The organism is Marinobacter sp., assembly GCF_052094685.1.
In the GTDB taxonomy this organism is placed as follows: domain Bacteria; phylum Pseudomonadota; class Gammaproteobacteria; order Pseudomonadales; family Oleiphilaceae; genus Marinobacter.
Genome location: NZ_JBQDKB010000074.1, coordinates 1 through 18901 on the forward strand (window position 1 = coordinate 1; position 18901 = coordinate 18901).

23 protein-coding genes, 1 other RNA gene and 1 pseudogene are annotated in these 18901 nt (G+C 53.9%); 9 read left to right on the top strand and 16 right to left on the bottom strand.

Annotated features, from left to right (window positions below; translation table 11 throughout):
• The first annotated feature begins 99 nt into the window (after positions 1 to 99).
• The gene (locus tag ACTH3S_RS13760) at positions 100 to 1155 is read left to right on the top strand and encodes a hypothetical protein (RefSeq protein WP_441809581.1); all 1056 of its coding nucleotides are present in this window, start codon (positions 100 to 102) and stop codon (positions 1153 to 1155) included.
• A gap of 63 nt (positions 1156 to 1218) precedes the next feature.
• Here the strand turns inward: ACTH3S_RS13760 and ACTH3S_RS13765 are convergent, their stop codons facing one another.
• Together ACTH3S_RS13765 and rpiA are read right to left on the bottom strand one after the other, a co-directional pair.
• Positions 1219 to 2409 carry an acyl-CoA dehydrogenase family protein gene (locus tag ACTH3S_RS13765; RefSeq protein ID WP_441809582.1) on the bottom strand — a complete coding sequence of 397 codons (1191 nt, stop codon included), beginning with the start codon at positions 2407 to 2409 and terminating at the stop codon, positions 1219 to 1221.
• A 29-nt stretch (positions 2410 to 2438) separates the two neighbouring features.
• Positions 2439 to 3119: a ribose-5-phosphate isomerase RpiA gene (rpiA, locus tag ACTH3S_RS13770; protein WP_441809583.1), complete on the bottom strand. Its 681-nt coding sequence runs from the start codon at positions 3117 to 3119 to the stop codon at positions 2439 to 2441.
• 117 nt (positions 3120 to 3236) lie between these two features.
• Here rpiA and ilvA point away from each other — a divergent pair.
• Positions 3237 to 4790, top strand: a pseudogene (gene ilvA / locus ACTH3S_RS13775) (threonine ammonia-lyase, biosynthetic); the annotation flags it as partial.
• A gap of 212 nt (positions 4791 to 5002) precedes the next feature.
• Complete coding sequence (locus tag ACTH3S_RS13780) at positions 5003 to 5149, top strand: hypothetical protein (RefSeq protein ID WP_441809584.1); 147 nt, start codon at positions 5003 to 5005, stop codon at positions 5147 to 5149.
• Here ACTH3S_RS13780 and ACTH3S_RS13785 read toward each other — a convergent pair.
• The 6 genes from ACTH3S_RS13785 to ACTH3S_RS13810 all read right to left on the bottom strand — a co-directional run bounded on the left by ACTH3S_RS13785 (position 5134) and on the right by ACTH3S_RS13810 (position 8626).
• Positions 5134 to 5766, bottom strand: coding sequence for a 5-formyltetrahydrofolate cyclo-ligase (locus ACTH3S_RS13785; RefSeq protein WP_441809585.1), 633 nt, complete (start codon positions 5764 to 5766; stop codon positions 5134 to 5136). The two genes, ACTH3S_RS13780 and ACTH3S_RS13785, sit on opposite strands and share 16 nt — an antisense overlap.
• Before the next feature lie 4 nt (positions 5767 to 5770).
• Positions 5771 to 5950, bottom strand: a non-coding RNA gene (ssrS, locus tag ACTH3S_RS13790) — 6S RNA.
• A 61-nt stretch (positions 5951 to 6011) separates the two neighbouring features.
• Positions 6012 to 6308, bottom strand: a complete 297-nt coding sequence (locus tag ACTH3S_RS13795; RefSeq protein WP_441809586.1) for a cell division protein ZapA — start codon at positions 6306 to 6308, stop codon at positions 6012 to 6014.
• Positions 6308 to 6514, bottom strand: coding sequence for a TIGR02449 family protein (locus ACTH3S_RS13800; protein ID WP_441809587.1), 207 nt, complete (start codon positions 6512 to 6514; stop codon positions 6308 to 6310). The genes ACTH3S_RS13795 and ACTH3S_RS13800 overlap by 1 nt, the downstream gene beginning before the upstream one ends.
• Before the next feature lie 124 nt (positions 6515 to 6638).
• A complete protein-coding gene (locus ACTH3S_RS13805) occupies positions 6639 to 7913 on the bottom strand; it encodes an ABC transporter permease (protein WP_441809588.1) in 1275 nt (424 codons plus the stop codon).
• Positions 7910 to 8626 (bottom strand): ABC transporter ATP-binding protein, encoded by a 717-nt coding sequence (locus tag ACTH3S_RS13810; RefSeq protein ID WP_441809589.1) that lies wholly within the window; start codon positions 8624 to 8626, stop codon positions 7910 to 7912. Before ACTH3S_RS13810 ends, ACTH3S_RS13805 begins: the two co-directional genes overlap by 4 nt.
• A gap of 88 nt (positions 8627 to 8714) precedes the next feature.
• Here ACTH3S_RS13810 and ACTH3S_RS13815 point away from each other — a divergent pair, with 88 nt between their 5' ends.
• On the top strand, positions 8715 to 9245 hold the full coding sequence (locus tag ACTH3S_RS13815; RefSeq protein ID WP_441809590.1) for a DUF3299 domain-containing protein: 531 nt from the start codon (positions 8715 to 8717) through the stop codon (positions 9243 to 9245).
• Positions 9246 to 9247: 2 nt separating this feature from the next.
• Here ACTH3S_RS13815 and ACTH3S_RS13820 read toward each other — a convergent pair whose 3' ends face one another.
• Entirely contained in the window at positions 9248 to 9781 is a 534-nt protein-coding gene (locus ACTH3S_RS13820; protein ID WP_441809591.1) for a ZrgA family zinc uptake protein, read from the bottom strand.
• A gap of 160 nt (positions 9782 to 9941) precedes the next feature.
• Here ACTH3S_RS13820 and ACTH3S_RS13825 point away from each other — a divergent pair, with 160 nt between their 5' ends.
• From ACTH3S_RS13825 to ACTH3S_RS13845, 5 genes are read left to right on the top strand one after another with little or no spacing between them, the layout of a single operon-like run.
• Entirely contained in the window at positions 9942 to 10541 is a 600-nt protein-coding gene (locus ACTH3S_RS13825; RefSeq protein WP_441809592.1) for a UPF0149 family protein, read from the top strand.
• A 26-nt stretch (positions 10542 to 10567) separates the two neighbouring features.
• Positions 10568 to 11887, top strand: a complete 1320-nt coding sequence (pepP, locus tag ACTH3S_RS13830; protein WP_441809593.1) for a Xaa-Pro aminopeptidase — start codon at positions 10568 to 10570, stop codon at positions 11885 to 11887.
• Positions 11888 to 11891: 4 nt separating this feature from the next.
• A complete protein-coding gene (gene ubiH / locus ACTH3S_RS13835; RefSeq protein ID WP_441809594.1) occupies positions 11892 to 13157 on the top strand; it encodes a 2-octaprenyl-6-methoxyphenyl hydroxylase in 1266 nt (421 codons plus the stop codon).
• Complete coding sequence (locus tag ACTH3S_RS13840) at positions 13154 to 14377, top strand: FAD-dependent monooxygenase (protein ID WP_441809595.1); 1224 nt, start codon at positions 13154 to 13156, stop codon at positions 14375 to 14377. Before ubiH ends, ACTH3S_RS13840 begins: the two co-directional genes overlap by 4 nt.
• Positions 14378 to 14412: 35 nt before the next feature.
• On the top strand, positions 14413 to 15333 hold the full coding sequence (locus tag ACTH3S_RS13845) for a DUF808 domain-containing protein (protein WP_441809596.1): 921 nt from the start codon (positions 14413 to 14415) through the stop codon (positions 15331 to 15333).
• A 33-nt stretch (positions 15334 to 15366) separates the two neighbouring features.
• Here ACTH3S_RS13845 and ACTH3S_RS13850 read toward each other — a convergent pair whose 3' ends face one another.
• From ACTH3S_RS13850 to ACTH3S_RS13880, 7 genes are all read right to left on the bottom strand, one after another.
• Entirely contained in the window at positions 15367 to 16086 is a 720-nt protein-coding gene (locus ACTH3S_RS13850) for a 16S rRNA (uracil(1498)-N(3))-methyltransferase (RefSeq protein ID WP_441809597.1), read from the bottom strand.
• On the bottom strand, positions 16083 to 16883 hold the full coding sequence (tatC, locus tag ACTH3S_RS13855) for a twin-arginine translocase subunit TatC (RefSeq protein ID WP_441809598.1): 801 nt from the start codon (positions 16881 to 16883) through the stop codon (positions 16083 to 16085). The genes ACTH3S_RS13850 and tatC overlap by 4 nt, the downstream gene beginning before the upstream one ends.
• On the bottom strand, positions 16880 to 17302 hold the full coding sequence (gene tatB / locus ACTH3S_RS13860; protein ID WP_441809599.1) for a Sec-independent protein translocase protein TatB: 423 nt from the start codon (positions 17300 to 17302) through the stop codon (positions 16880 to 16882). Before tatB ends, tatC begins: the two co-directional genes overlap by 4 nt.
• Positions 17303 to 17313: 11 nt before the next feature.
• Positions 17314 to 17547, bottom strand: coding sequence for a Sec-independent protein translocase subunit TatA (tatA, locus tag ACTH3S_RS13865; RefSeq protein ID WP_441809600.1), 234 nt, complete (start codon positions 17545 to 17547; stop codon positions 17314 to 17316).
• A gap of 90 nt (positions 17548 to 17637) precedes the next feature.
• Entirely contained in the window at positions 17638 to 17967 is a 330-nt protein-coding gene (locus tag ACTH3S_RS13870) for a phosphoribosyl-ATP diphosphatase (protein WP_441809601.1), read from the bottom strand.
• Positions 17968 to 17979: 12 nt separating this feature from the next.
• Positions 17980 to 18396 carry a phosphoribosyl-AMP cyclohydrolase gene (gene hisI, locus ACTH3S_RS13875; RefSeq protein ID WP_441809602.1) on the bottom strand — a complete coding sequence of 139 codons (417 nt, stop codon included), beginning with the start codon at positions 18394 to 18396 and terminating at the stop codon, positions 17980 to 17982.
• 53 nt (positions 18397 to 18449) lie between these two features.
• Positions 18450 to 18901 (bottom strand): LysE family translocator (locus ACTH3S_RS13880; protein ID WP_441809603.1); only part of this gene is annotated, 452 nt, incomplete at its 5' end.

Genomic DNA, 18901 nt, shown 5'->3' on the forward strand with positions numbered 1-18901 from the left:
AATGTTGGTCGGGATATGGATTGGATTTCGGAAGGTCCTCACCAAAGTTCCCTAGACGTTTTGATCTGTCTGGGCACGCCTCACAATTAGGAGGGTTACATGGGGTCGGTAACTCAACACGCCCTGATGTTTCTGGCTTTGCTTGCGCAGACAACACAGGGAATGGCCATGAACAAAACGGATGTTAACGAGGCAGGGGTATCGGAATTCAAATTTACGGAGCACTGCGCGGGCCGCTATCAGCTGGAACTGCCGGCAGACATGAAACTGATCGACAGTGGATATAATGATGAGCTGATCATGACCTCGGTGTACCCGCCCAAGGAGCAGGTCCACGACACAGCTTACCGAGGCGAGCAGCGCGTTGAGGAATGGCGGGCGCGAGTGGAGGCGGAGCGCCAGAAGGAGATTGTGGAAACCGGTTATGTACATGAGAGCCTGGAGGGTAGTCTTAAAACGTTGGTCTATTATGCAGATCGGAGGAAGATTCCCGGTATGCGTGAAGATCCCACTGAATGGCATAAGTTCGAAACCTTCTTCCTAGGGGACTTCCCGCAGGCAGAGCAGGCGATTGCCATCCAGGGGCAGGGTGTGCATGGCAATATTAGCCGTGATGAACCCGACTACAAAGCCATCTTCCGCGAGCGTCTGGCCGGGATTCAAGAGCGGGCCGGCCATGTTGAGTACCACCCCTGGCCCCACAAGAAGGCCGGCGTGTGCCTAGACCGGGAGTTCGTAGTAGTGAACACCGTAACCCCGGAACGGGAGGGATATGCCATGGAGTACTACAACGGCAAGCGCTCCCGTTTTGTTCTGATGGGCGGCACCTTCCACAGCGAATCCGCCCTGAAAGAAGAGCTCAGCCGCAACAGCGGCCTGATGGCTTTTCTGGCCTCTAGCAGTATGAAGGTTGCAGGGCGCAAGGGCCGGCTATTTATCAGTGACGGCAAATATAGCGAGACCGAGCGGGAATTCCGCTGGGTGGCCACAGACACCAAAGTGGACAGCTTTCGTCATGCCCACCTAGAAATCGAAGGCTCCATCGAGATGAAGGATTACCCCGAGATGGCGCCGATGAAAGGCACAGACGTCATCGTGGGCCTGCTCAAAAGCGTGAAGGAGCGGCCTTACGGCATGCTGGATGCCAAGCGCTGATTCGCAGTGATATTGGATGAATCATGCCCGCACCATAAGCTGTGCGGGCATGCATATTAGTTGTTACAGTTTAATCTGCTTGGCAATCAGTTCTTTCATAATCTCGGTGGTACCGCCGCCAATCGAAAGAATCTTCGCATCCCGATACAAGCGATCAACCACAGATTCGCGCATATAGCCCATGCCGCCGAACAGTTGCACGGCCTCGCGGGTTACGTTCTCGCACACCTCCACAGAGAAGTTTTTGGCCATAGCTACTTGTGTGATCGGGTTCTTACCTTTTTGCATAAGATCCGCACAACGGTAGGTGTACTCCCGGGCGATGTCGATCTGGGTTGCCATGTCTACCAACTTGTGGCGAGTTACCTGGAAGCCAGCAATGCTACGGCCGAAGGCTTTGCGCTGTTTGGTGTATTCCAGGGCGGCTTCATAAGCCATCTGAGCAGTCATGTAAGCCATGATGGCCAGCATCAGACGCTCTGTCAGGAAGTTGCTCATAATGGCAATAAAACCTGCGTTCTCTGCGCCGATCAGGCGATCAGCAGGTACTCGGCAATCTTCGAAGAAAAGCTCGGCCGTGTCGCTGGCCCACCAGCCCATTTTTCGCAGCTTTGTACCATTTGAGAAGCCCGGCATGTCGCGGTCGACCAATAGCAGGCTGATGCCGCCGTGGCCTTCGCCACCTGTGCGCACAGCAACCGTGTAGTGATCTGCACGGGTGCCGCTGGTAATGAAGGTTTTGCTGCCATTTACAATGTAATGGTCACCGTCTTTCACCGCACGGGTTTTTAGGCTGGCTACGTCGGAGCCGCCGCCGGGTTCGGTAATGGCCAGCGCGGAGATTTTTTCACCACTCAGTACCGACGGCACGATCTGTTCGCGAATCTCTTTCTTTGCCCATTTGGCAACCGGGGGCAGGCCAATATCAAGAGAGCCTAAGCTTGCGACAAAACCGCCTGAAGTGGAGCGCATCAGTTCTTCGGAAATAGCCACTTTCAGGAACACATCGCCTTCACCCATACCACCCAAAGCTTCCGGGAAGCCCGCGGCAAGAATGCCGGCATCGCCCGCTTTTTTGAAAATCTCGCGGGGAAATTCGCCGGCCTCCTCCCATTCATCAATGTGGGGGAGTACGTGGGTGGTGATGAATTTGCGCGTGGTCATGCGCACTTGATTGTGCGTCTCGTTGAAATAATCAGACACGATAAAAACCTCTAAGCGAAAATGATATGAGGTAGTGTCGCGCAAACTCATGCACCAAGCAAGCGCTTGGTTTTTTCTGGTTAGATGCTTTTGCGCTGAATGCTCTCAACGCCCGTGCTGGTACCGAGTAACAATAAGTCGGCGGGGCGGCGGGCGAACAGCCCGTTGGTTACAACACCCACAATGTTATTCAGCCTTTCCTCAACTTGGATCGGGCGGGAAATATCCATGTTGTAGATATCGAGAATAATGTTGCCGTTGTCGGTGGTGAAACCGTCCCGGTACACGGGGTCGCCGCCCAGTTTGACAATCTCACGGCCCACATGGCTGCGTGCCATGGGGAGCACCTCTACCGGTAGAGGGAAGTCGCCCAGTATGTCTACTTTCTTGGATTCGTCTGCAATGCAGATAAAGGTTCTCGCAACCTCTGCCACAATCTTTTCGCGGGTCAGCGCGCCGCCACCGCCTTTGATCAACTCGAGGTTGTTGTTGGTTTCATCGGCGCCGTCTATATAAAACTCCAGTTCGCCGGCGCTATTCAGGTCGTAAACCGGAATTCCGTGGCTTTTAAGGCGCTCTGCTGTGGCTTCTGAGCTGGCTACGGCACCATCGAACTCATTTTTCAGATCTGCGAGCATGTCGATGAAGAAATTGGCGGTGCTTCCTGTGCCAACGCCAATAATGCTGTCGCGCTCCAGGCGCGGTGTTATGTAGTCTGTGGCGGCTTTGGCAACGGCTTTCTTGAGTTCGTCCTGGGTCATTGAGCGCTCCGGGTGAAAATCCTATGAGTTCAAGCCCATTATAGCGCTTAAGGGAGGTCTGCTTATAGACGGCTGCGGTGCAAACTTTCTACACTGTAGGTTTTCCCCGACCATTCATCAGCAACCGGAACCAACATGCCGCAACGCTACATCAAGAAGATTCTCGATGCGCGCGTCTATGACGTGGCCATCGAAACACCCCTCACTGAAGCCCGTAGTTTGTCCAAACGCTTTGGCAACAACATTATGCTTAAGCGTGAAGACCTTCAGCCGGTGTTTTCTTTCAAGATTCGCGGCGCGTACAACCGGATTGTTCAGTTGTCGGAAGAGCAGAGATCCAAGGGCGTCATTTGCGCCTCTGCGGGTAACCATGCGCAGGGTGTGGCTCTGGCGGCCAAAAAGCTGGGTATCAAAGCCGTTATTGTGATGCCCCAGACCACGCCGGAGATCAAAGTGCGTTCGGTGCGGGACCATGGCGCGAGAGTTGTGCTCAAAGGCGATGCCTTTGACGAGGCCGCAACCCACGCCCATGAATTGATCGAAAAGCACGGCTACACTTACATACCGCCTTATGACGACCCAGATGTTATTGCCGGCCAGGGCACCGTTGCCATGGAGATGCTGTCGCAATTCAGCAAACCGATCCATGCGGTGTTCATCTGTGTGGGCGGTGGTGGCCTAATTGCAGGCATGGCGGCGTATATCAAATACTTGCGCCCTGAAGTCAAAGTGATCGGGGTTGAGCCAGAAGACTCAAACTGCCTGCAGGCTGCCTTGAAAGCGGGGGAGCGGGTGGTCCTGAACGAAGTAGGGCTGTTTGCAGATGGCGTGGCAGTAAAACAGATCGGTGAACACCCTTGGGAGATCTGTAAAGACCACGTGGATGAGGTGATCACCGTCTCCACCGACGAGATTTGTGCTGCCATCAAGGATATTTTCGAAGATACACGTTCGATTGCCGAGCCCGCAGGCGCCTTGGGTGTGGCCGGCATCAAGAAGTACGTTGAGCGTGAAAAGGTTGAGAATGAAAACCTGATTGCCACTCTTAGCGGTGCCAACATGAACTTTGACCGATTGAGATACGTGTCGGAGCGCACGGAAATCGGCGAGCGACGGGAGGCCATTCTGGCGGTAACCATACCTGAGAAGCCCGGCGCGTTTAAGGCGTTTATTAACGCCCTGCATAAGCGCAGCATCACCGAGTTTAATTACCGTTATGCTGACGCCGGCCAGGCCACTATTTTTGTGGGTATTCAGGTACAGGCGGGTGGTCTTGGCCGGGATGAGTTGGTTCAGGATCTGCGCGAGAACGGCTATTCCGTAATGGATCTCACCGACAGCGACATGGCGAAGCAGCATATTCGCCACATGGTTGGCGGTCATGCGCCTACGATAACCAATGAGAAAGTTTTTCAGTTTGAGTTTCCGGAACGCCCGGGCGCTTTGCTGAAATTCTTGATGTCACTTGGCACGCGCTGGAATATTTCCATGTTCCACTACCGCAATCACGGTGCGGCATACAGCCGAGTGCTGCTGGGTGCCCAGGTAGATGATGATGAGATAAAAGCCTTTGAGGCCATGCTTGAAAAAGTGGGCTTCCGTTATGAAAACATGACAGACAATGAGGCCTACCAGCTGTTCCTCGGGGCGGGTAACGGTAGGACGTCCTAACCTTTGAATGAAATCAGCCTGGGAGCGTGTTTCCGGGCTGATTCCTATACCTAGCCTTTTGACTTTCCTTCTCTATTTTTCTTACTGAATCTTAATCTGTAAAAAATTGTAAAATCCAGGGGGCGTGTTAGTCTTTCGTCAAATTCTTGAAAACAAGAATAGCCAACTGATTTTTTAAAGATTTAACTTTATTTGGAACAGGAATACGCGTCATGGGTGGCAAGCCTGACATTATCCGGGCAATCGTGCTGATTTTTGCTGTCGGCCTTGTGATTACAGGGTTTACTTCGCTTCAGGCGTCGGAAGAAAAGCCAGCATCCGTGACCCAAAGCGCTGTTATGCATCATTTTACCCGATAAAGTTTCCTGTCTGTCACCACGCTATGTAATGGCACATCCCAAGGTTCAGTTGGTAGTGTCTCCACCTTCTGAAAATCATGAGCCAAGCCTATCAGTTTTGGGGCTAGTCTTGGGCGCAAACGGCTGAACGCGAAGGTTCGATCGTAAAAGCCGCCCCCCATTCCCAGCCTTCCACCATTCTCGTCAAACCCCACCAGCGGAAACAGCACTGCGTCTAACGCCCAGGCTGGTCGCCGTAACCCTTTGCTAAATGCAGGTTCTGGAATGCCAAAGCGGTTAGCAGTCAGTTCCACTCCGTCGTAATAGGGACTGAATACTAACTTGCCCGCATGTACGGGATGCAGCACCGGCAGATAGAAATGAACGCCTTTGCGACGGGCCATGGCCATGTAGGGGTGTGGATCAATCTCGCCATCGTTGGGCAAGTAGATAGCTATGTGCTTAGCCCTGTGCAAATCCGGGTGTTTTACCAGATTCAAGGCGAGAGAAACGGAGGCTTGTTCTTGATCTCGGGGCGATAGCTCGCGTCTGCACTGGCGCAGATGTTTGCGTAATTCGTAACGAGACAATGAATGTAAATCGAATTCAGAAGGGGGTGAGTCGATAAACTGGCTCAAAATAAAGCTTCCCGGGCTGCCGTTATCAGATGTGGCCCTTGAACCCAAAGTTCAAGGTCGGTGGCCGCTGTGACATATTAGGCTTTCCCCTTGTGGGGACATGCTCACAATGCCCTAGAGTAGCCACCTGGGTAAAGCGCATCGGCTCGAGGACGAATCCGACCAGCGAACAGCCCAGGAAGTAGATTCATTATAGGGTCAGACCCGGGGCCGATTGCAACACCTATCGGGGAATACTCTTGCAATCAGTGGTTGGAAGGCTCTCCGAGAGCACCTTCCAGCTTGCTGTCCATGGCTTTGAGTAGTGTGCTGGTGGCGTCTGACATGGTGTCCCGCTCGAGTAGTTCGTGGGTCATGTTCAGAGCGGCCATCACAGCAATGCGCTCGGTTCCGAATACCTTGCCGCTGGTGCGTATTTCACGCATCTTGCTGTCTAGATGTCGTGCCGCTCGAATAAGGGCCTCCTGTTCTTCTGCAGGGCAGGCGACCAAGTATTCCTTATCGAGAATTTTCACCTCAACGGTGGTGGGTTGCTTAGACATCAGTGGTGCTCCAGTGCCCGAAGGCGGCCGATCATGGCTTCGATCTTGTTTTTAGCAAGATCATTTTTTTGCATGAGTTGGGCCCGTTCCCGGTTCCAGCCATCCTGCAATTGCCTCAGCGTGGCGTTGTCCCGCTCAAGTTTTTGGCAGTGTTCGATCAGCTTGTCCAGCTTGTCCGCTAATGCTTGTACTTCGGACTGTTCCATGACGTGCCCAGCATAGGTTTAAGGTAATTGCGACTAACTATAAGTGTGCGCGCCAGAACGGTCAATTTACAGGGGTGTCATAAGTTGTGATTCCCCGGTATTCAACCGTTTGACGAGAGCTGCGTCACGATTCCCCAAGGCTGTCAAATCCCTGTGAGCGGCTTTTGCGCCAGGCACTGAATGCGGGAACTAACCCCACGAGCATCGCAGCCAGAGGCACTGACGCCAGCAGGCCCCACTCTGGAAAATATAACGGACGCAATTGAATCTGAATGCCGTAATGTGTGAGTAGCCAGGGGCTGAGCATTGAGATGGCAGCCGCGCTCAAGGTAAGTGAGGTCAGGCAGGCGACCACCGCAAGCGCCAGGCACTCAATTACATAAAGGCTTGCGATGAGGGTGGGTGAGGCACCTGTTGCGCGCAGAATCGCGATTTCGTGCGCCCGCTGAGTTTGCAGTGTGAGCAGCACCGCAATCAACCCGATCAGGCTGGTAATCACCACGAAGCCAGTAATGCCAAGCAGTGCGCGCTCAAATTGGCTCATCAGCCGCCAAAGCTCGCTCAGAGCGACACCCGGTAAAATGGCAGACAGAGGCTCGCCAGTGTGCTGGTTGATATCTCGCTGAACGCGGAAGGTCAGAATTTTGCGATCCAGTCCGGCAAAAACCGCCGTAATAGCACTGGGGGTGAAGTCACGGCCTTGTGCCTGCTCTGGTGTCAGCGTGCGACCAGGAATGGCTACGCCAGATTCCCAGCCAACGTGTATGGCTTCCATCCCTTGCAGGCTGATGTAAACCGCTTGGTCTACAGGCGTGCCCGTGGCCTCAAGAATACCGGTAACCGTGAAAGGCGTGTTTGTGTGGTTGGAAAAGCTGGTTCGGCCACCGCCATGGGAAAGCGTGATCTTGTCATCAAGGGCGTGATTCAACTTTTCGGCAACGCCGGCCCCCAGCACCACATCGAAAACCCCGTTAAACCATTGGCCGCCTGCCAGCTTGAGCGCTTGCCCCCGACCAAACCGGAAGTGTTTTCCAAAGTTCCCGTCTGTACCGACAACCCGAAATCCTTTGTAACTGTCGCCCAGGGAAATGGGAACTAACCAATCTATGCGAGAATCCTGTTTCAGATCTTGAAAGGTAGACCACCGAATGTTGTTGGTGGCATCGCCGATGTGAAATACCGTATACAACAGCAAATTAAGCTGCCCGCTTCGGGCGCCGATAATCAGGTCTGTATCGCTGATGGTGCTGGTGAAGGATTGCTTTACCTCCGTACGAAGGTACTGAATGCCCAGCAACAGGGTAACGCTCAGAGTGAGTGTGAGGCACACGAGGGCGAGCACTTTGCGCCTGTGCCAGAGGCTGGCGGCGGCCAGTGAACATGCGAGACGAGCCTTCATTCTGGCACCTGCCCTAGTTGGATCTGATGATGGAAGTGTTGTGCCAGAGAGCGGTCATGGCTGACAAACAGCACAGACGTATTGCGCTCTTCTGCCATGGCGAGCAGAAGAGCAATGAAACGGTCGCGATTGTCGCTATCCAATGCCGAGGTGGGCTCGTCGGCCAAAATAATTTCTGGAGCTCCAATCAGGGCCCGAGCAGCGGCTATGCGTTGCTGCTGGCCAATGCTCAGTTGCGTGACTTTGCGCTGCCAGTGGCTTTCAGGAATAGCGAGGGCGGTCAGCAGTCGCTGGGCGGCCAGCGTTGGGGTTCCATCCATGGCGCCCCTGCGGCGCAGTGAGAGCCTGCAGGGCAGGGTTACGTTGGCTTCGGCGGTGAGGTAAGGCACCAGATTGAACTGCTGAAATATCACACCTATATGATCGGCCCGGAAACGGTCACGTTTGCCTGCGCTTAACTGGCGGATGTCGTTGCCCAATAACCTGATGCTGCCAGTTGCTGGTGGAAGCATGCCGGCCAGCAGGCTCAAAAGTGTGCTTTTGCCTGTGCCGCTGGGGCCATGAAGGAAAAGGTGCTCTCCCTGTGGCAAACTCAAGTCAGGGAAGGCCAGTGTCGGGTGGAGAGGGTTCCAGCGGAAGGTGAGGTCTTTGATCTCAAGTGCTGAAGCCTCAGCTTTAGCTCTGTGCGAGCTGGATTCTGGTTGTCTGTTCATGTTGATCTTTATCTGCCCCGTGTATTATGTCTGGCTCACATTTGCTGGCGTTTATCTGGCTGCTGTTTTTTTTCGGAGAGCTTTGTTGATGATTCATTCTTTTCGTGGCCTTGCCATGGCGCTGATGCCGGCTTTGCTGGTTGTTCTGTTGAGCGTTTCTGTTCCTGTGTACTCAGAGCCGCGGGCTGAGTTGCGCGAAATCGACTGGCTGGAGTTGATGCCTGCCGAGGATCTGGCGTTGTTGGAAAATATGCCAGAACTGGAGCACGAGGGCGATGGCCCGCCTTTGTTGCCAGATGAAATTATGACCGGCCGGGTTGTCCCTGAAATGGGTAACGTTGAGGGCCGAATCCCAGGTTTTGTGGTGCCCCTTAAAACAACCAAAGATATGCGCATTCTGGAATTCTTTCTGGTGCCTTATTATGGCGCCTGCATCCATGTGCCCCCTCCACCCCCTAATCAGCTTATTCATGTTAAGTACAAAAAAGGGTTCAAAGTTGAGGCCTTGTACGATCCAGTCTGGGTGCAAGGCACGCTGGTCATTGATCGTACGGAAACCGATTTTGGCACGTCTTCCTACTCTATGGAGGCGGATGTAGTTGAACCCTATGAGGAATAGCTTTAGCGCTCAAGCCTGAACGAGTGCTCTCCATGGTTCAGGCGGGTTGCACCTTGTCCGTCTGGGCCGGCCCAGGCTACATCAAGATGTTCCATGCGGGGAAATTGCGTGGTGAGCGGCGTTGTCAGAGCGGCTGACTTATCCAGCCCGGGACAAGTCAGAGTCTGGGTGACCTCAATGTCAGCATGCTGTGCTTCGTCGCTGTGATCATGATGGTGCTCGTTTGCAACTTCATTCTGTACTGTCCCCCCGTTTACAGTGCAGGTTAATTCCGCGGTGTTGATTAGCGGAGTTTCTCCCAGCCAGCCAATAGCTTTGTCTGCAATCTGTTGTTCCTCCTCCGTGCGCGGTCGGTGCTCAAACCCAAGTATATTTCCTGCGGGTGAAATGAGTAGCAGATCAACTTGGTTGCCATTGAATGCAAGTTGCAGTTCGGCGTGCCCGTGCTGGTGCGAGCCTGGGTTGTCTGCGGCCATTGCAGGCGAGCTGATAAGGGCTAAGATCATGGGTAACATTAAGAGTTTTTGGGAGGGCATTTCTCTGTCCTTTGAAATTTAATGATATGTTATAACATATTGTTCTTTTGCCCCAAAAAAATCAACCGAAGCGTGTGCTAAAGGTGTGTGGATGGTGCCTTGAAGGCGCCTGAATGCTAGGATATGACCTTAACTTTACAACATAGGATTGTCTTGGCTCATGTCAGAAACCGACACTGCCGGCACGGCATACGCTGCTGAATTCGAGCGCTGGGCTAATGTTTTTACGGCCCATAAAGCATTCAGCCATCCTTCTGAGCTTCACGGGGCTCTTTGTGGCCGCCTGGCGGCTGGCGACCGTTTAGATGAGCCAGAGTGGCTGTTCACGGTATGTGAACACATGGGGCTGCCTGAAAGCGCGGCTGAAGAAGGTGAAGACTTGACCGTATTCATGAACGAAGCGTATGAGCAGGCGCTGGCGTTTCTGAAATCGGAAGATATGAGTTTTTATCCGCTGCTGCCCGACGATGATTATGCCATTGATCAACGCTTGGAAGCCCTGGTGGCTTGGGTGCGTGGTTTTCTCGAGGGTATGGCCTTGTCTGCCGGAGAATCCCTCGGCCAGGCGCCGGATGAAATTCGCGAGTTGATGGAAGATATGGTGGCCATCAGCCAGGTGTCTGAAGATCAGGAGCCGGGTGACGAAGGCGAGCAGCAGCTGCTGGAAATAGTCGAATATATCCGGCTCGGCGCTTTGGCTGTCTTCACCGAGTTCAATCCCCCGGAAAAGCCGGCGTCTCAAGCGCCAACATTGCACTGAGCATCTCACACACTGCGGGAGAACCTATGCCGTCCATTATACCCGTCAAGGAATTTGCCGAGCGCCGTCGCAAGCTGATGGAACGCATGGCGCCAGACAGTATCGCCATTATACCGGCGGCACCTGAGCGTGTTCGCAACCGAGACGTGTTGCACCCGTTTCGGCAAGATAGCGATTTTCAGTACCTGACCGGTTTTGGTGAGCCAGAAGCTGTACTGGCATTGATTCCCGGCCGTGAGCACGGTGAGTCGGTGCTGTTCTGCAAAGAGAGAAATCCCGAGAAAGAGCTTTGGGATGGTTTTCTGGTGGGGCCAGAGGGCGCAATTGAGCGTTACGGCCTGGACGACGCTTTCCCTATATCTGATATCGACGATATTCTGCCTGGCATGATCGAAGGCCGCAGCCGGGTGTATTATCCGCTGGGTAAAGATCAGGGCTTTGATACCCGGGTGATGGATTGGGTTAAAGTGATTCGCAGCAAGGTGAGAAGTGGCGCACATCCGCCGGGCGAATTTGTGTCGCTTGAGCACTTTTTGCACGATCTTCGGCTTTATAAAAGTGCCAACGAGATCAAGGCCATGGCCCGAGCGGGTGAGATCAGCGCCGAAGCCCATTGCCGTGCCATGAAACGGGCTAAAAAGGGTGGTAACGAATACAACCTTGAGGCCGAGCTGATTTACACGTTCATGGATCACGGGGCGCCTTCCACGGCCTATCCGTCCATTGTTGGCAGTGGCGCCAATGGCTGCATCCTGCATTACATCGAGAACACTGCACCGTTGAAAGAAGGTGACCTGGTGCTGATTGATGCAGGCTGTGAAGTGGAATGCTATGCCTCAGACATTACCCGTACCTTCCCGGTTAGCGGCACCTTCAGCTCCGAGCAGCGGGCAATTTATGAAGTGGTGTTGGCTTCCCAATACGCCGCTATTGACGCCATTCGCCCGGGTAATCACTGGGATCATCCACACCAAGCAGCGTTGAAAGTGTTGACCGGCGGCTTGATCGATCTTGGTTTGTTGTCGGGCACCGTTGAAGACGCCATTGCCAACGAAGCCTTCAAGCCCTTCTTTATGCACCGCACCGGCCACTGGCTGGGCCTGGACGTGCATGATGTGGGCGACTACAAGGTGGGTGACGCCTGGCGGCAACTTGAACCGGGCATGGTTCTTACCGTTGAGCCTGGCTTGTATATCTCGCCAAGCAACACCGACGTAGACAAGAAGTGGCGCGGTATCGGCATTCGTATCGAGGACGACGTGGTGGTTACCAAAGAGGGCTGCCGCGTGTTGACCGACGGCGTGCCGAAGACCATAGAAGAGATTGAAGCACTGATGGCGGAATGAGCCTGTGAAACACTCCGATACCGATGTGATCATTGCCGGCGGCGGGCTGGCGGGTGCGACGCTGGCGCTGACCCTTGCCAGAGTGGCACCAAGCCTGAAAGTGACCGTGGTTGAGGCATTCCCGTTGTCTGCGGACGCCTTGCCTGATTCTTATCAGCCCAGCTACGACGCCCGCTCCACTGCATTGGCGTGGGGCTCGCGACTGATTTTTGAAGAGCTCGGGCTTTGGTCGCGACTATCGGAGCATGCAGCACCCATTCAGCATATTCACGTGTCTGATCGGGGCCGGTTTGGGGTTACCCGCTTGAACGCCAAAGAATACGAGCAGCAAGCCCTGGGCTATGTGGTGGACAACCGCTGGATGGGCTTATGCCTGATGCGGGCACTGCTTGAAACCAACACTCAATGGCTGGCACCGGCAGAAGTTGTGGCTATGACGCCTGTCGAGCAAGGCGTGAGTGTTACCGTAAAAAATGGTGGTGAGGTCAGCACCGTTGCAGCGCAATGTTTGGTTGTGGCTGACGGCGGTCGTTCTGGGCTCCGGGAAAAGCTGGGGTTTCGAGCCAGCCATCATGACTATGATCAACATGCGCTGATTGCCAACGTAACCACCAGCGACAGCCATGAATTTTCAGCCTATGAGCGTTTTACCGACGCCGGCCCCATGGCGCTGTTACCCCATGGTTCGCCCTTCCGCGCGGGGCATCAATCTGCCTTGGTGTGGACGCTAAGTAACCGCGAACTTGAAGACGTACTGGCCATGTCTGAGAACGATAGATGTCAGCGGCTTCAAGAGCGGTTTGGTTGGCGCTTGGGTCGGTTTACCCGCATGGGTGAGTGCAATCATTACCCGTTAACACTAACCACGGTGGATGAGCCCATACGGCCCGGCGTAGCACTTGTAGGCAACGCTGCGCACGCTTTGCACCCGGTAGCCGGGCAAGGTTTTAACTTGGCGTTGCGGGGATTGATGACGCTGGCGGAACAGTTCCGGTTGGCTGCTGAACAAGGCCTGTCGCCGGGAGACTTTCAAATTTTGCGCCGCTATCACGAATTGCACCGCCCAGACTGGCAGCAAACCGTGCAGTTTTCAGACTCATTGATCCGTATTTTTGGTCAATCTTTGGCACCTGTAGCCGCAGCACGGGACGCCGGACTGATCGGCCTGGATTTGTTGCCTGGTGCCAAGCGCCTGTTTGCCCGCAAAGCCATGGGCACAGGTGGGCGGCGCGCCGTTATTAATGGGCCTGGGGCGAGCGATAGGAAATGAGTGATACCAAGGTGTTCGATATTCTTGTGGTGGGCGGCGGCATGACAGGCACCGCTCTGGCTTTAGGCCTGTCACAGCAGGGTTGGAAAGTCGGACTGATTGAAGGTGGTGAACGTGCCGCTTTGTTGCAAGCTTCGGCGCCGGTTCAAAGCGTGGCGGATTTTGAGCCCCGAGTTAGCGCGATTTCCATGGCCAGCCAAAAGGTGCTGGAATCGCTGGGCGTTTGGGAAGGTGTTGTAGCTGGGCGCCATTGTCCTTATCAAGGTATGACTGTGTGGGATGGCGACGGCACTGGCCGCATCCATTTTGAAGCCGCCGAACTGCAAGCCCGCGCCCTGGGGACAATCGTCGAGAACCGCAGCTTAGTCAGAGCACTGTTTGAGGCTATTGAAAGCAGCACTGTTGAGCTGATTGACGGCGTAAAGGTTACCGGCAGTTGGTTGGATGGCGATCAGCGCGGCATTGAGCTTTCGGATGGCCGAAAACTAGGCGCGCGTCTTGTGGTTGCGGCCGATGGTGCTAATTCCCGCATGCGCCAATGGGTGGGGTTGCCAACCCGCGAGTGGGATTACGACCAGCAGGCCATTGTGTGTACCGTGCGCACTGCCCAAAGCCATAGATATACGGCTTGGCAGCGGTTCTCTCAAACCGGGCCATTGGCGTTTCTACCACTGTTAACCGAAAACGGTGATGAAAACTTTTGTTCCATTGTTTGGTCGCAAGATACCCACGAAGCCCATCGCCTTATGACGCTGGATGATGCAGCGTTTACCGCCGAGCTTGAGCGGGCGATAGAACGAGAACTTGGTGCCGTTGAGTCCATCTCCAAGCGCTTCGCCTTCCCCCTTAGGCAGCGGCATGCCAAAGACTATATTGCGCCCAGCTTTGCTCTTGTGGGAGATGCCGCCCACACCATTCACCCGCTTGCGGGGCAAGGTGCCAACCTGGGGTATGGCGATGTTCGTGTTTTGTTAGATGAGTTGTCTAAGGCCAAAGCTGGCGGGTTAAGCCCAGCCAACGAACTGGTGTTGGCCCGCTACCAGCGCCGACGTAAAGGTGAAAACCTGACGATGATGGCTGCGATGGAGGGTTTCAAACAGCTTTTTGGCCGCGATGAGCTGCCACTCAGGTGGATTAGAAACACCGGCATGCGCTGGTTAGACGGACTGGGCCCAATAAAAAACCGTATCGCTGCAGAGGCGATGGGGCTTATTATTTAAAGACCCCACTTCCCAAACACAAAGGATCTGCACTAATGGCAGGAACCAGTCTGCTAATGCTTATCGACGACATTGCGACACTGCTCGACGATGTCTCCCTAATGACAAAAGCCGCGACCAAAAAAACAGCGGGTGTGTTGGGCGACGATCTTGCCCTGAATGCCCAACAGGTAACCGGTGTAAAACCTGCGCGGGAGTTGCCCGTGGTATGGGCGGTGGCCAAAGGTTCGATGGTTAATAAGGCTATTTTGGTGCCGGCCGCTGTTGCCATCAGCTTTTTCGTACCCTGGCTGGTTACGCCGTTGTTGATGCTTGGTGGGGCCTATCTGTGCTTTGAAGGGGCAGAAAAGTTAGCCCATAAATTTTTACATGCAAAGGAAGATGAACAGCGCAAGAATGAGCTGCGCGAGGCTGTGAAGCAGCCAGATGCGGACATGAAGGTTCTGGAAAAGCGCAAGATAAAAGGCGCTGTGCGAACGGATTTTATTCTTTCTGCAGAGATCATCGCTATCACCTTAGGGGTGGTGACCGGTGAGGCCATTGGCATGCAGTTTGCCGTGCTGTCAGTCGTGGCGGTGATGATCACCGTGGGTGTTTATGGCTTGGTTGCAGGCATTGTGAAGCTGGATGATGGTGGCCTGTATCTGACCCAGAAAGACAGTGAAATTGCGCAAAAAATAGGGCGGGGCATTCTGTGGCTTGCGCCTTACATGATGAAGACTTTATCTATTCTCGGCACCATTGCCATGTTCCTGGTGGGTGGTGGCATTCTTGTGCACGGGATACCGCCGGTTTATCACGCCATCGAACACTTCGCCATGGATTTTGGTGGCCTATCGGCCACACTGATTTCTATGTTGGCCAATGGCTTGATCGGCTTGCTGGCCGGTGCGTTGCTGGTGGCGGGGATTACGCCTTTGCTTAAAATGTGGGAAGCCAGGTCTGAAGCCTCTTGATCTAGAGGCTTGCAAAGCCAGCGACTTCTTAGCTCAAAGGCAGGCGTCGAACAACCGGGCGACAAGAACGGGAACCGCGGTTTCCACCCGAAGAATGCGCGGCCCCAAGTGAACGCTCTGGCAGCCAGCGTCTTCCAGTTTGCCCACCTCGTAGGGTGTAAAGCCGCCTTCTGGGCCGATACAAAGCGCTGCAGCCCTGTTTGAGTGAGTGGGGCAGGCATTAGCGGTGCCAGGGTGAGCAACCAGTGCCTGCTTGTCTTTTAACAGGTCAGGCAGCTCGTCTTCCACGAAGGGTTTGAACAGCTTGCGAATGTGCACGCTTGGCAAAATCGTATCTTTTGCCTGTTCCAGCCCAAGAGTCAGGTTCTCGCGCAGGTTTTCATTCGATAGCAAAGGCGTTTGCCAGAAGCTTTTTTCCACCTTGTAGCTATTGATCAACCAGATGTCTTTAATGCCCAGTGTCGCGCTGGTTTGCAGAATACGGCGGAACATCTTGGGTCTGGGCATGGCGAGAATGAGCGTGAGAGGTAGCGGAGCCGGTGGCTGCTGCTCTAGCATCACAACCAGTTCGGCTTCCGAATCGGTGAGCTTGACCACTTCACCCAGCCCCATCAAACCGTTTACGCAACCAACCGGTAATTGATCGCCGATGGCGACGCCCAGCACAGATTTTATGTGCTCAAGCCGTCGGCCCTGTAGTACAACACGGTCAGGTGCTACAAAGTCTTCATCGAACAGTAAGGCCAGGTTCATTCAGTTGAGGACTCTTCAGCATCTGGGTCTGCAACTTCACGCTTTGCCAGCCGACCAAACAGAATGCCCAGCTCGAACAAAATCCACATAGGTACAGCCAGAAGCGTCTGGGAGATAATGTCTGGCGGTGTCAGCATCATGCCGATAATAAAGCAGCCTACCACCACGTAAGGCCGTTTTGCTGCGAGATCTGCTGGCGTTGTGACGCCGCTGAGGATCAGCAAAATAGTAGCAATGGGGATCTCAAAGGCTACGCCAAAGGCGAAAAACATCTTCAGTACAAAGTTCAGGTAGCTGCTGATATCTGGCAGCTCAACAATGCCTTCTGGGCCTATGGCGGTAAAAAAGTTGAACACCAGAGGGAATACCACGAAGTACGCAAACGCAGCGCCCAAATAGAACAGGAGAACAGAGGTAAACAACAGCGGAAAAGCAAGGCGCTTTTCATGGGCATAAAGCCCTGGTGCTACAAAGCTCCAGAGCTGGTAAAGAATAACCGGGATAGCCGCAAACACAGATAAAAACAACGCCAATTTCAGGGGCGCGAAAAACGGCGAGGTAATGTCCGTCGCGATCATGGTTTGCCCGATGGGCAACAGTGATCGAATAGGCTCGGATAGCCAGAGGTACAGTTCGTTGGCAAAGGGGTAAATAACAGCAAAACAGATCACCACCGCCAGAACCATTTTCAGCAAACGGTTGCGAAGTTCCAGCAGATGCTCAACGAGAGGCATTTGTGGTTGTTCGGACGAGTCATTCTGGTGCTCTGTGTTGTTACCGTCTGTTTTTGCATTCATGAAGGCTTATCCGACGGTGTTTGTGGAGCATCCGGTTGATCCGACGTGTTGTCCTGGGAGTCTTGGTTCGGGGCATTTTTTGAGCTCTGATCTGCCACCGGTTGCTTGTCGGTAGTTTTTTTCACGACGGGCTTGTCCGACATGATCATGTGTTCGTACTGTTTGGCCTCGTCTAAAGCACCACGCACGGTTTTTTGAACGTCGTCTAGGCCCACGTCGCCGGCTTCGCGGAGCTCTTTTCGGAGTTCATCGGCTTTCAGTTGTCGGTCGAGTTCTGAGGTAAACTGACTGACCATACGGCGCGCACCGCCAACCCAGCGCCCCGCGGCTCGAGCGGCCGCAGGCAGCCGTTCGGGGCCAAGCACCAACAGAGCAATAACGCCGCAGATCAGCAGCTCAAGAAAGCCGATATCAAACATTCTGCCGGGTCTCAGCTATTGGATTTTTCCTTAGGCTTCTCGTCAGTCGCCTGTTGGGTCTGCTCGTCGGCGTTACCTTCCAGAGAGTCCGGGTCTTCGGTTTTGTTGTCGTCGTCATTCATGGATTTTTTGAAGCCACGAATGGCACCACCAAGATCGCCACCAATGTTGCGCAGTTTTTTGGTTCCGAACAACAGAATTACAATGCCCAATACAATAAGAAGTTGCCAGATACTGATGCCCATTACGGGATCCTCGTTTTGATGTTTCTATTCGGCTCTATTGTACGCCACCGAAGTAGGTCGGCGGAAACCCCCGTAAGGGGTATTGCCATATCACTCGCTTCGGGATGCCTTTTCTTCCAGCCCCGAAAGGTCAAACCGGCTAGACAGCTCATCCAGAATATCCTTCGAGCTAAGCCCGAGGCTAGAGAGCATAACCAAGCTGTGAAACCAAAGGTCTGCCGTTTCGCTGACGACTGCGCGGGAGTCCCCCGAGCGCTCGGCATCTTTGGCGGCCAAAAGAGTCTCGGTGCACTCCTCACCCACTTTTTCTAAAATCTTATTCAAGCCTTTGGCATGAAGGCTGGCGACGTAAGATGTCTCCGGGTCGGCTGATTTCCGGGCTTCCAGAACCCGAGTGAGGTTTTCAAGAACGTCACTCACTGCACACACTCCTCATTTGGTGCCATAAATGGCATCCGGATCTTTAATAACAGGTTCAACACTAGCCCACCGGCCGTCTTTCAGGGATCGGTAAAAACAGCTGCGCCGACCGGTGTGGCAGGCTATGCCGCCTTTTTGCTCTACCTTCAGTAATACCACATCCTCGTCGCAATCGAGGCGAATATCCTGAACGACCTGTTGATGCCCTGAAGACTCACCTTTGCGCCACAGTTTACCCCGTGAACGAGACCAATAAACTGCCTGACCTTCTTCGGCCGTTAAGCGAAGCGATTCCCGGTTCATCCAAGCCATCATCAAAATATCGCCGGTGGCAGCATCCTGGGCGATCGCCGGAACCAAACCATCTGCCGTCCAACGAATGGCCTCAAGCCAATCAAGGTTGTCTAGATTACCAGATACATCTTTCATTTTTATGAATCCTGAGCGTTTGAATACCGCCGGTCGTTTGTTTTGTTTGGAGTTTACTCTGCGTTAGCGCTGGCTGTAATCAATTTCAGGGCCAAACCCGCAAAAACGGCACCCGCCAACCGGTTTAAATGCACTTGCGCTCGTGGCGACTTACTCAGCCAGCCACCCAATTCTCCCGCCAATGCCGCCACTGTGCTGAAAATCACCAACGCGACTCCCATGAATACGCCACCCAGGAGGAATATCTGTGGCGCCAGCTGGCCGTTTTCGGGCGAAGCGAACTGCGACAAAAAGGCCAAGAAGAATATCGACACCTTCGGGTTGGTGATATTCATGATGATGCCGCGACGGTACAAGGCACCGCTTGAGCGTAGGTTAGAACTAGGTGCTTCCAAGGGGCTTGCAGGCGCACGAAATGCTTGCCAAGCCAGAAATAGCAGATACATGGCGCCCACAACCTTCAACACGGTAAACGCGACGACGGAGGTTTGAAAAATGGCAGCAA

Excerpts from the sequence above, each read along its gene's own strand:
- ACTH3S_RS13825 (WP_441809592.1), top strand. The coding sequence starts at position 9,942 with ATGTCAGAAACCGACACTGCCGGCACGGCATACGCTGCTGAATTCGAG.
- tatC (WP_441809598.1), bottom strand. The coding sequence starts at position 16,883 with ATGAATGCAAAAACAGACGGTAACAACACAGAGCACCAGAATGACTCG.
- ACTH3S_RS13795 (WP_441809586.1), bottom strand. The coding sequence starts at position 6,308 with ATGTCTAAGCAACCCACCACCGTTGAGGTGAAAATTCTCGATAAGGAA.
- rpiA (WP_441809583.1), bottom strand. The coding sequence starts at position 3,119 with ATGACCCAGGACGAACTCAAGAAAGCCGTTGCCAAAGCCGCCACAGAC.
- hisI (WP_441809602.1), bottom strand. The coding sequence starts at position 18,396 with ATGAAAGATGTATCTGGTAATCTAGACAACCTTGATTGGCTTGAGGCC.
- ACTH3S_RS13815 (WP_441809590.1), top strand. The coding sequence starts at position 8,715 with ATGATTCATTCTTTTCGTGGCCTTGCCATGGCGCTGATGCCGGCTTTG.
- ACTH3S_RS13765 (WP_441809582.1), bottom strand. The coding sequence starts at position 2,409 with ATGAGTTTGCGCGACACTACCTCATATCATTTTCGCTTAGAGGTTTTT.
- ACTH3S_RS13820 (WP_441809591.1), bottom strand. The coding sequence starts at position 9,781 with ATGCCCTCCCAAAAACTCTTAATGTTACCCATGATCTTAGCCCTTATC.
- tatB (WP_441809599.1), bottom strand. The coding sequence starts at position 17,302 with ATGTTTGATATCGGCTTTCTTGAGCTGCTGATCTGCGGCGTTATTGCT.
- ACTH3S_RS13805 (WP_441809588.1), bottom strand. The coding sequence starts at position 7,913 with ATGAAGGCTCGTCTCGCATGTTCACTGGCCGCCGCCAGCCTCTGGCAC.
- ACTH3S_RS13850 (WP_441809597.1), bottom strand. The coding sequence starts at position 16,086 with ATGAACCTGGCCTTACTGTTCGATGAAGACTTTGTAGCACCTGACCGT.
- pepP (WP_441809593.1), top strand. The coding sequence starts at position 10,568 with ATGCCGTCCATTATACCCGTCAAGGAATTTGCCGAGCGCCGTCGCAAG.
- ACTH3S_RS13800 (WP_441809587.1), bottom strand. The coding sequence starts at position 6,514 with ATGGAACAGTCCGAAGTACAAGCATTAGCGGACAAGCTGGACAAGCTG.
- ACTH3S_RS13840 (WP_441809595.1), top strand. The coding sequence starts at position 13,154 with ATGAGTGATACCAAGGTGTTCGATATTCTTGTGGTGGGCGGCGGCATG.
- ACTH3S_RS13780 (WP_441809584.1), top strand. The coding sequence starts at position 5,003 with ATGGGTGGCAAGCCTGACATTATCCGGGCAATCGTGCTGATTTTTGCT.
- ACTH3S_RS13760 (WP_441809581.1), top strand. The coding sequence starts at position 100 with ATGGGGTCGGTAACTCAACACGCCCTGATGTTTCTGGCTTTGCTTGCG.
- ACTH3S_RS13845 (WP_441809596.1), top strand. The coding sequence starts at position 14,413 with ATGGCAGGAACCAGTCTGCTAATGCTTATCGACGACATTGCGACACTG.
- tatA (WP_441809600.1), bottom strand. The coding sequence starts at position 17,547 with ATGGGCATCAGTATCTGGCAACTTCTTATTGTATTGGGCATTGTAATT.
- ACTH3S_RS13810 (WP_441809589.1), bottom strand. The coding sequence starts at position 8,626 with ATGAACAGACAACCAGAATCCAGCTCGCACAGAGCTAAAGCTGAGGCT.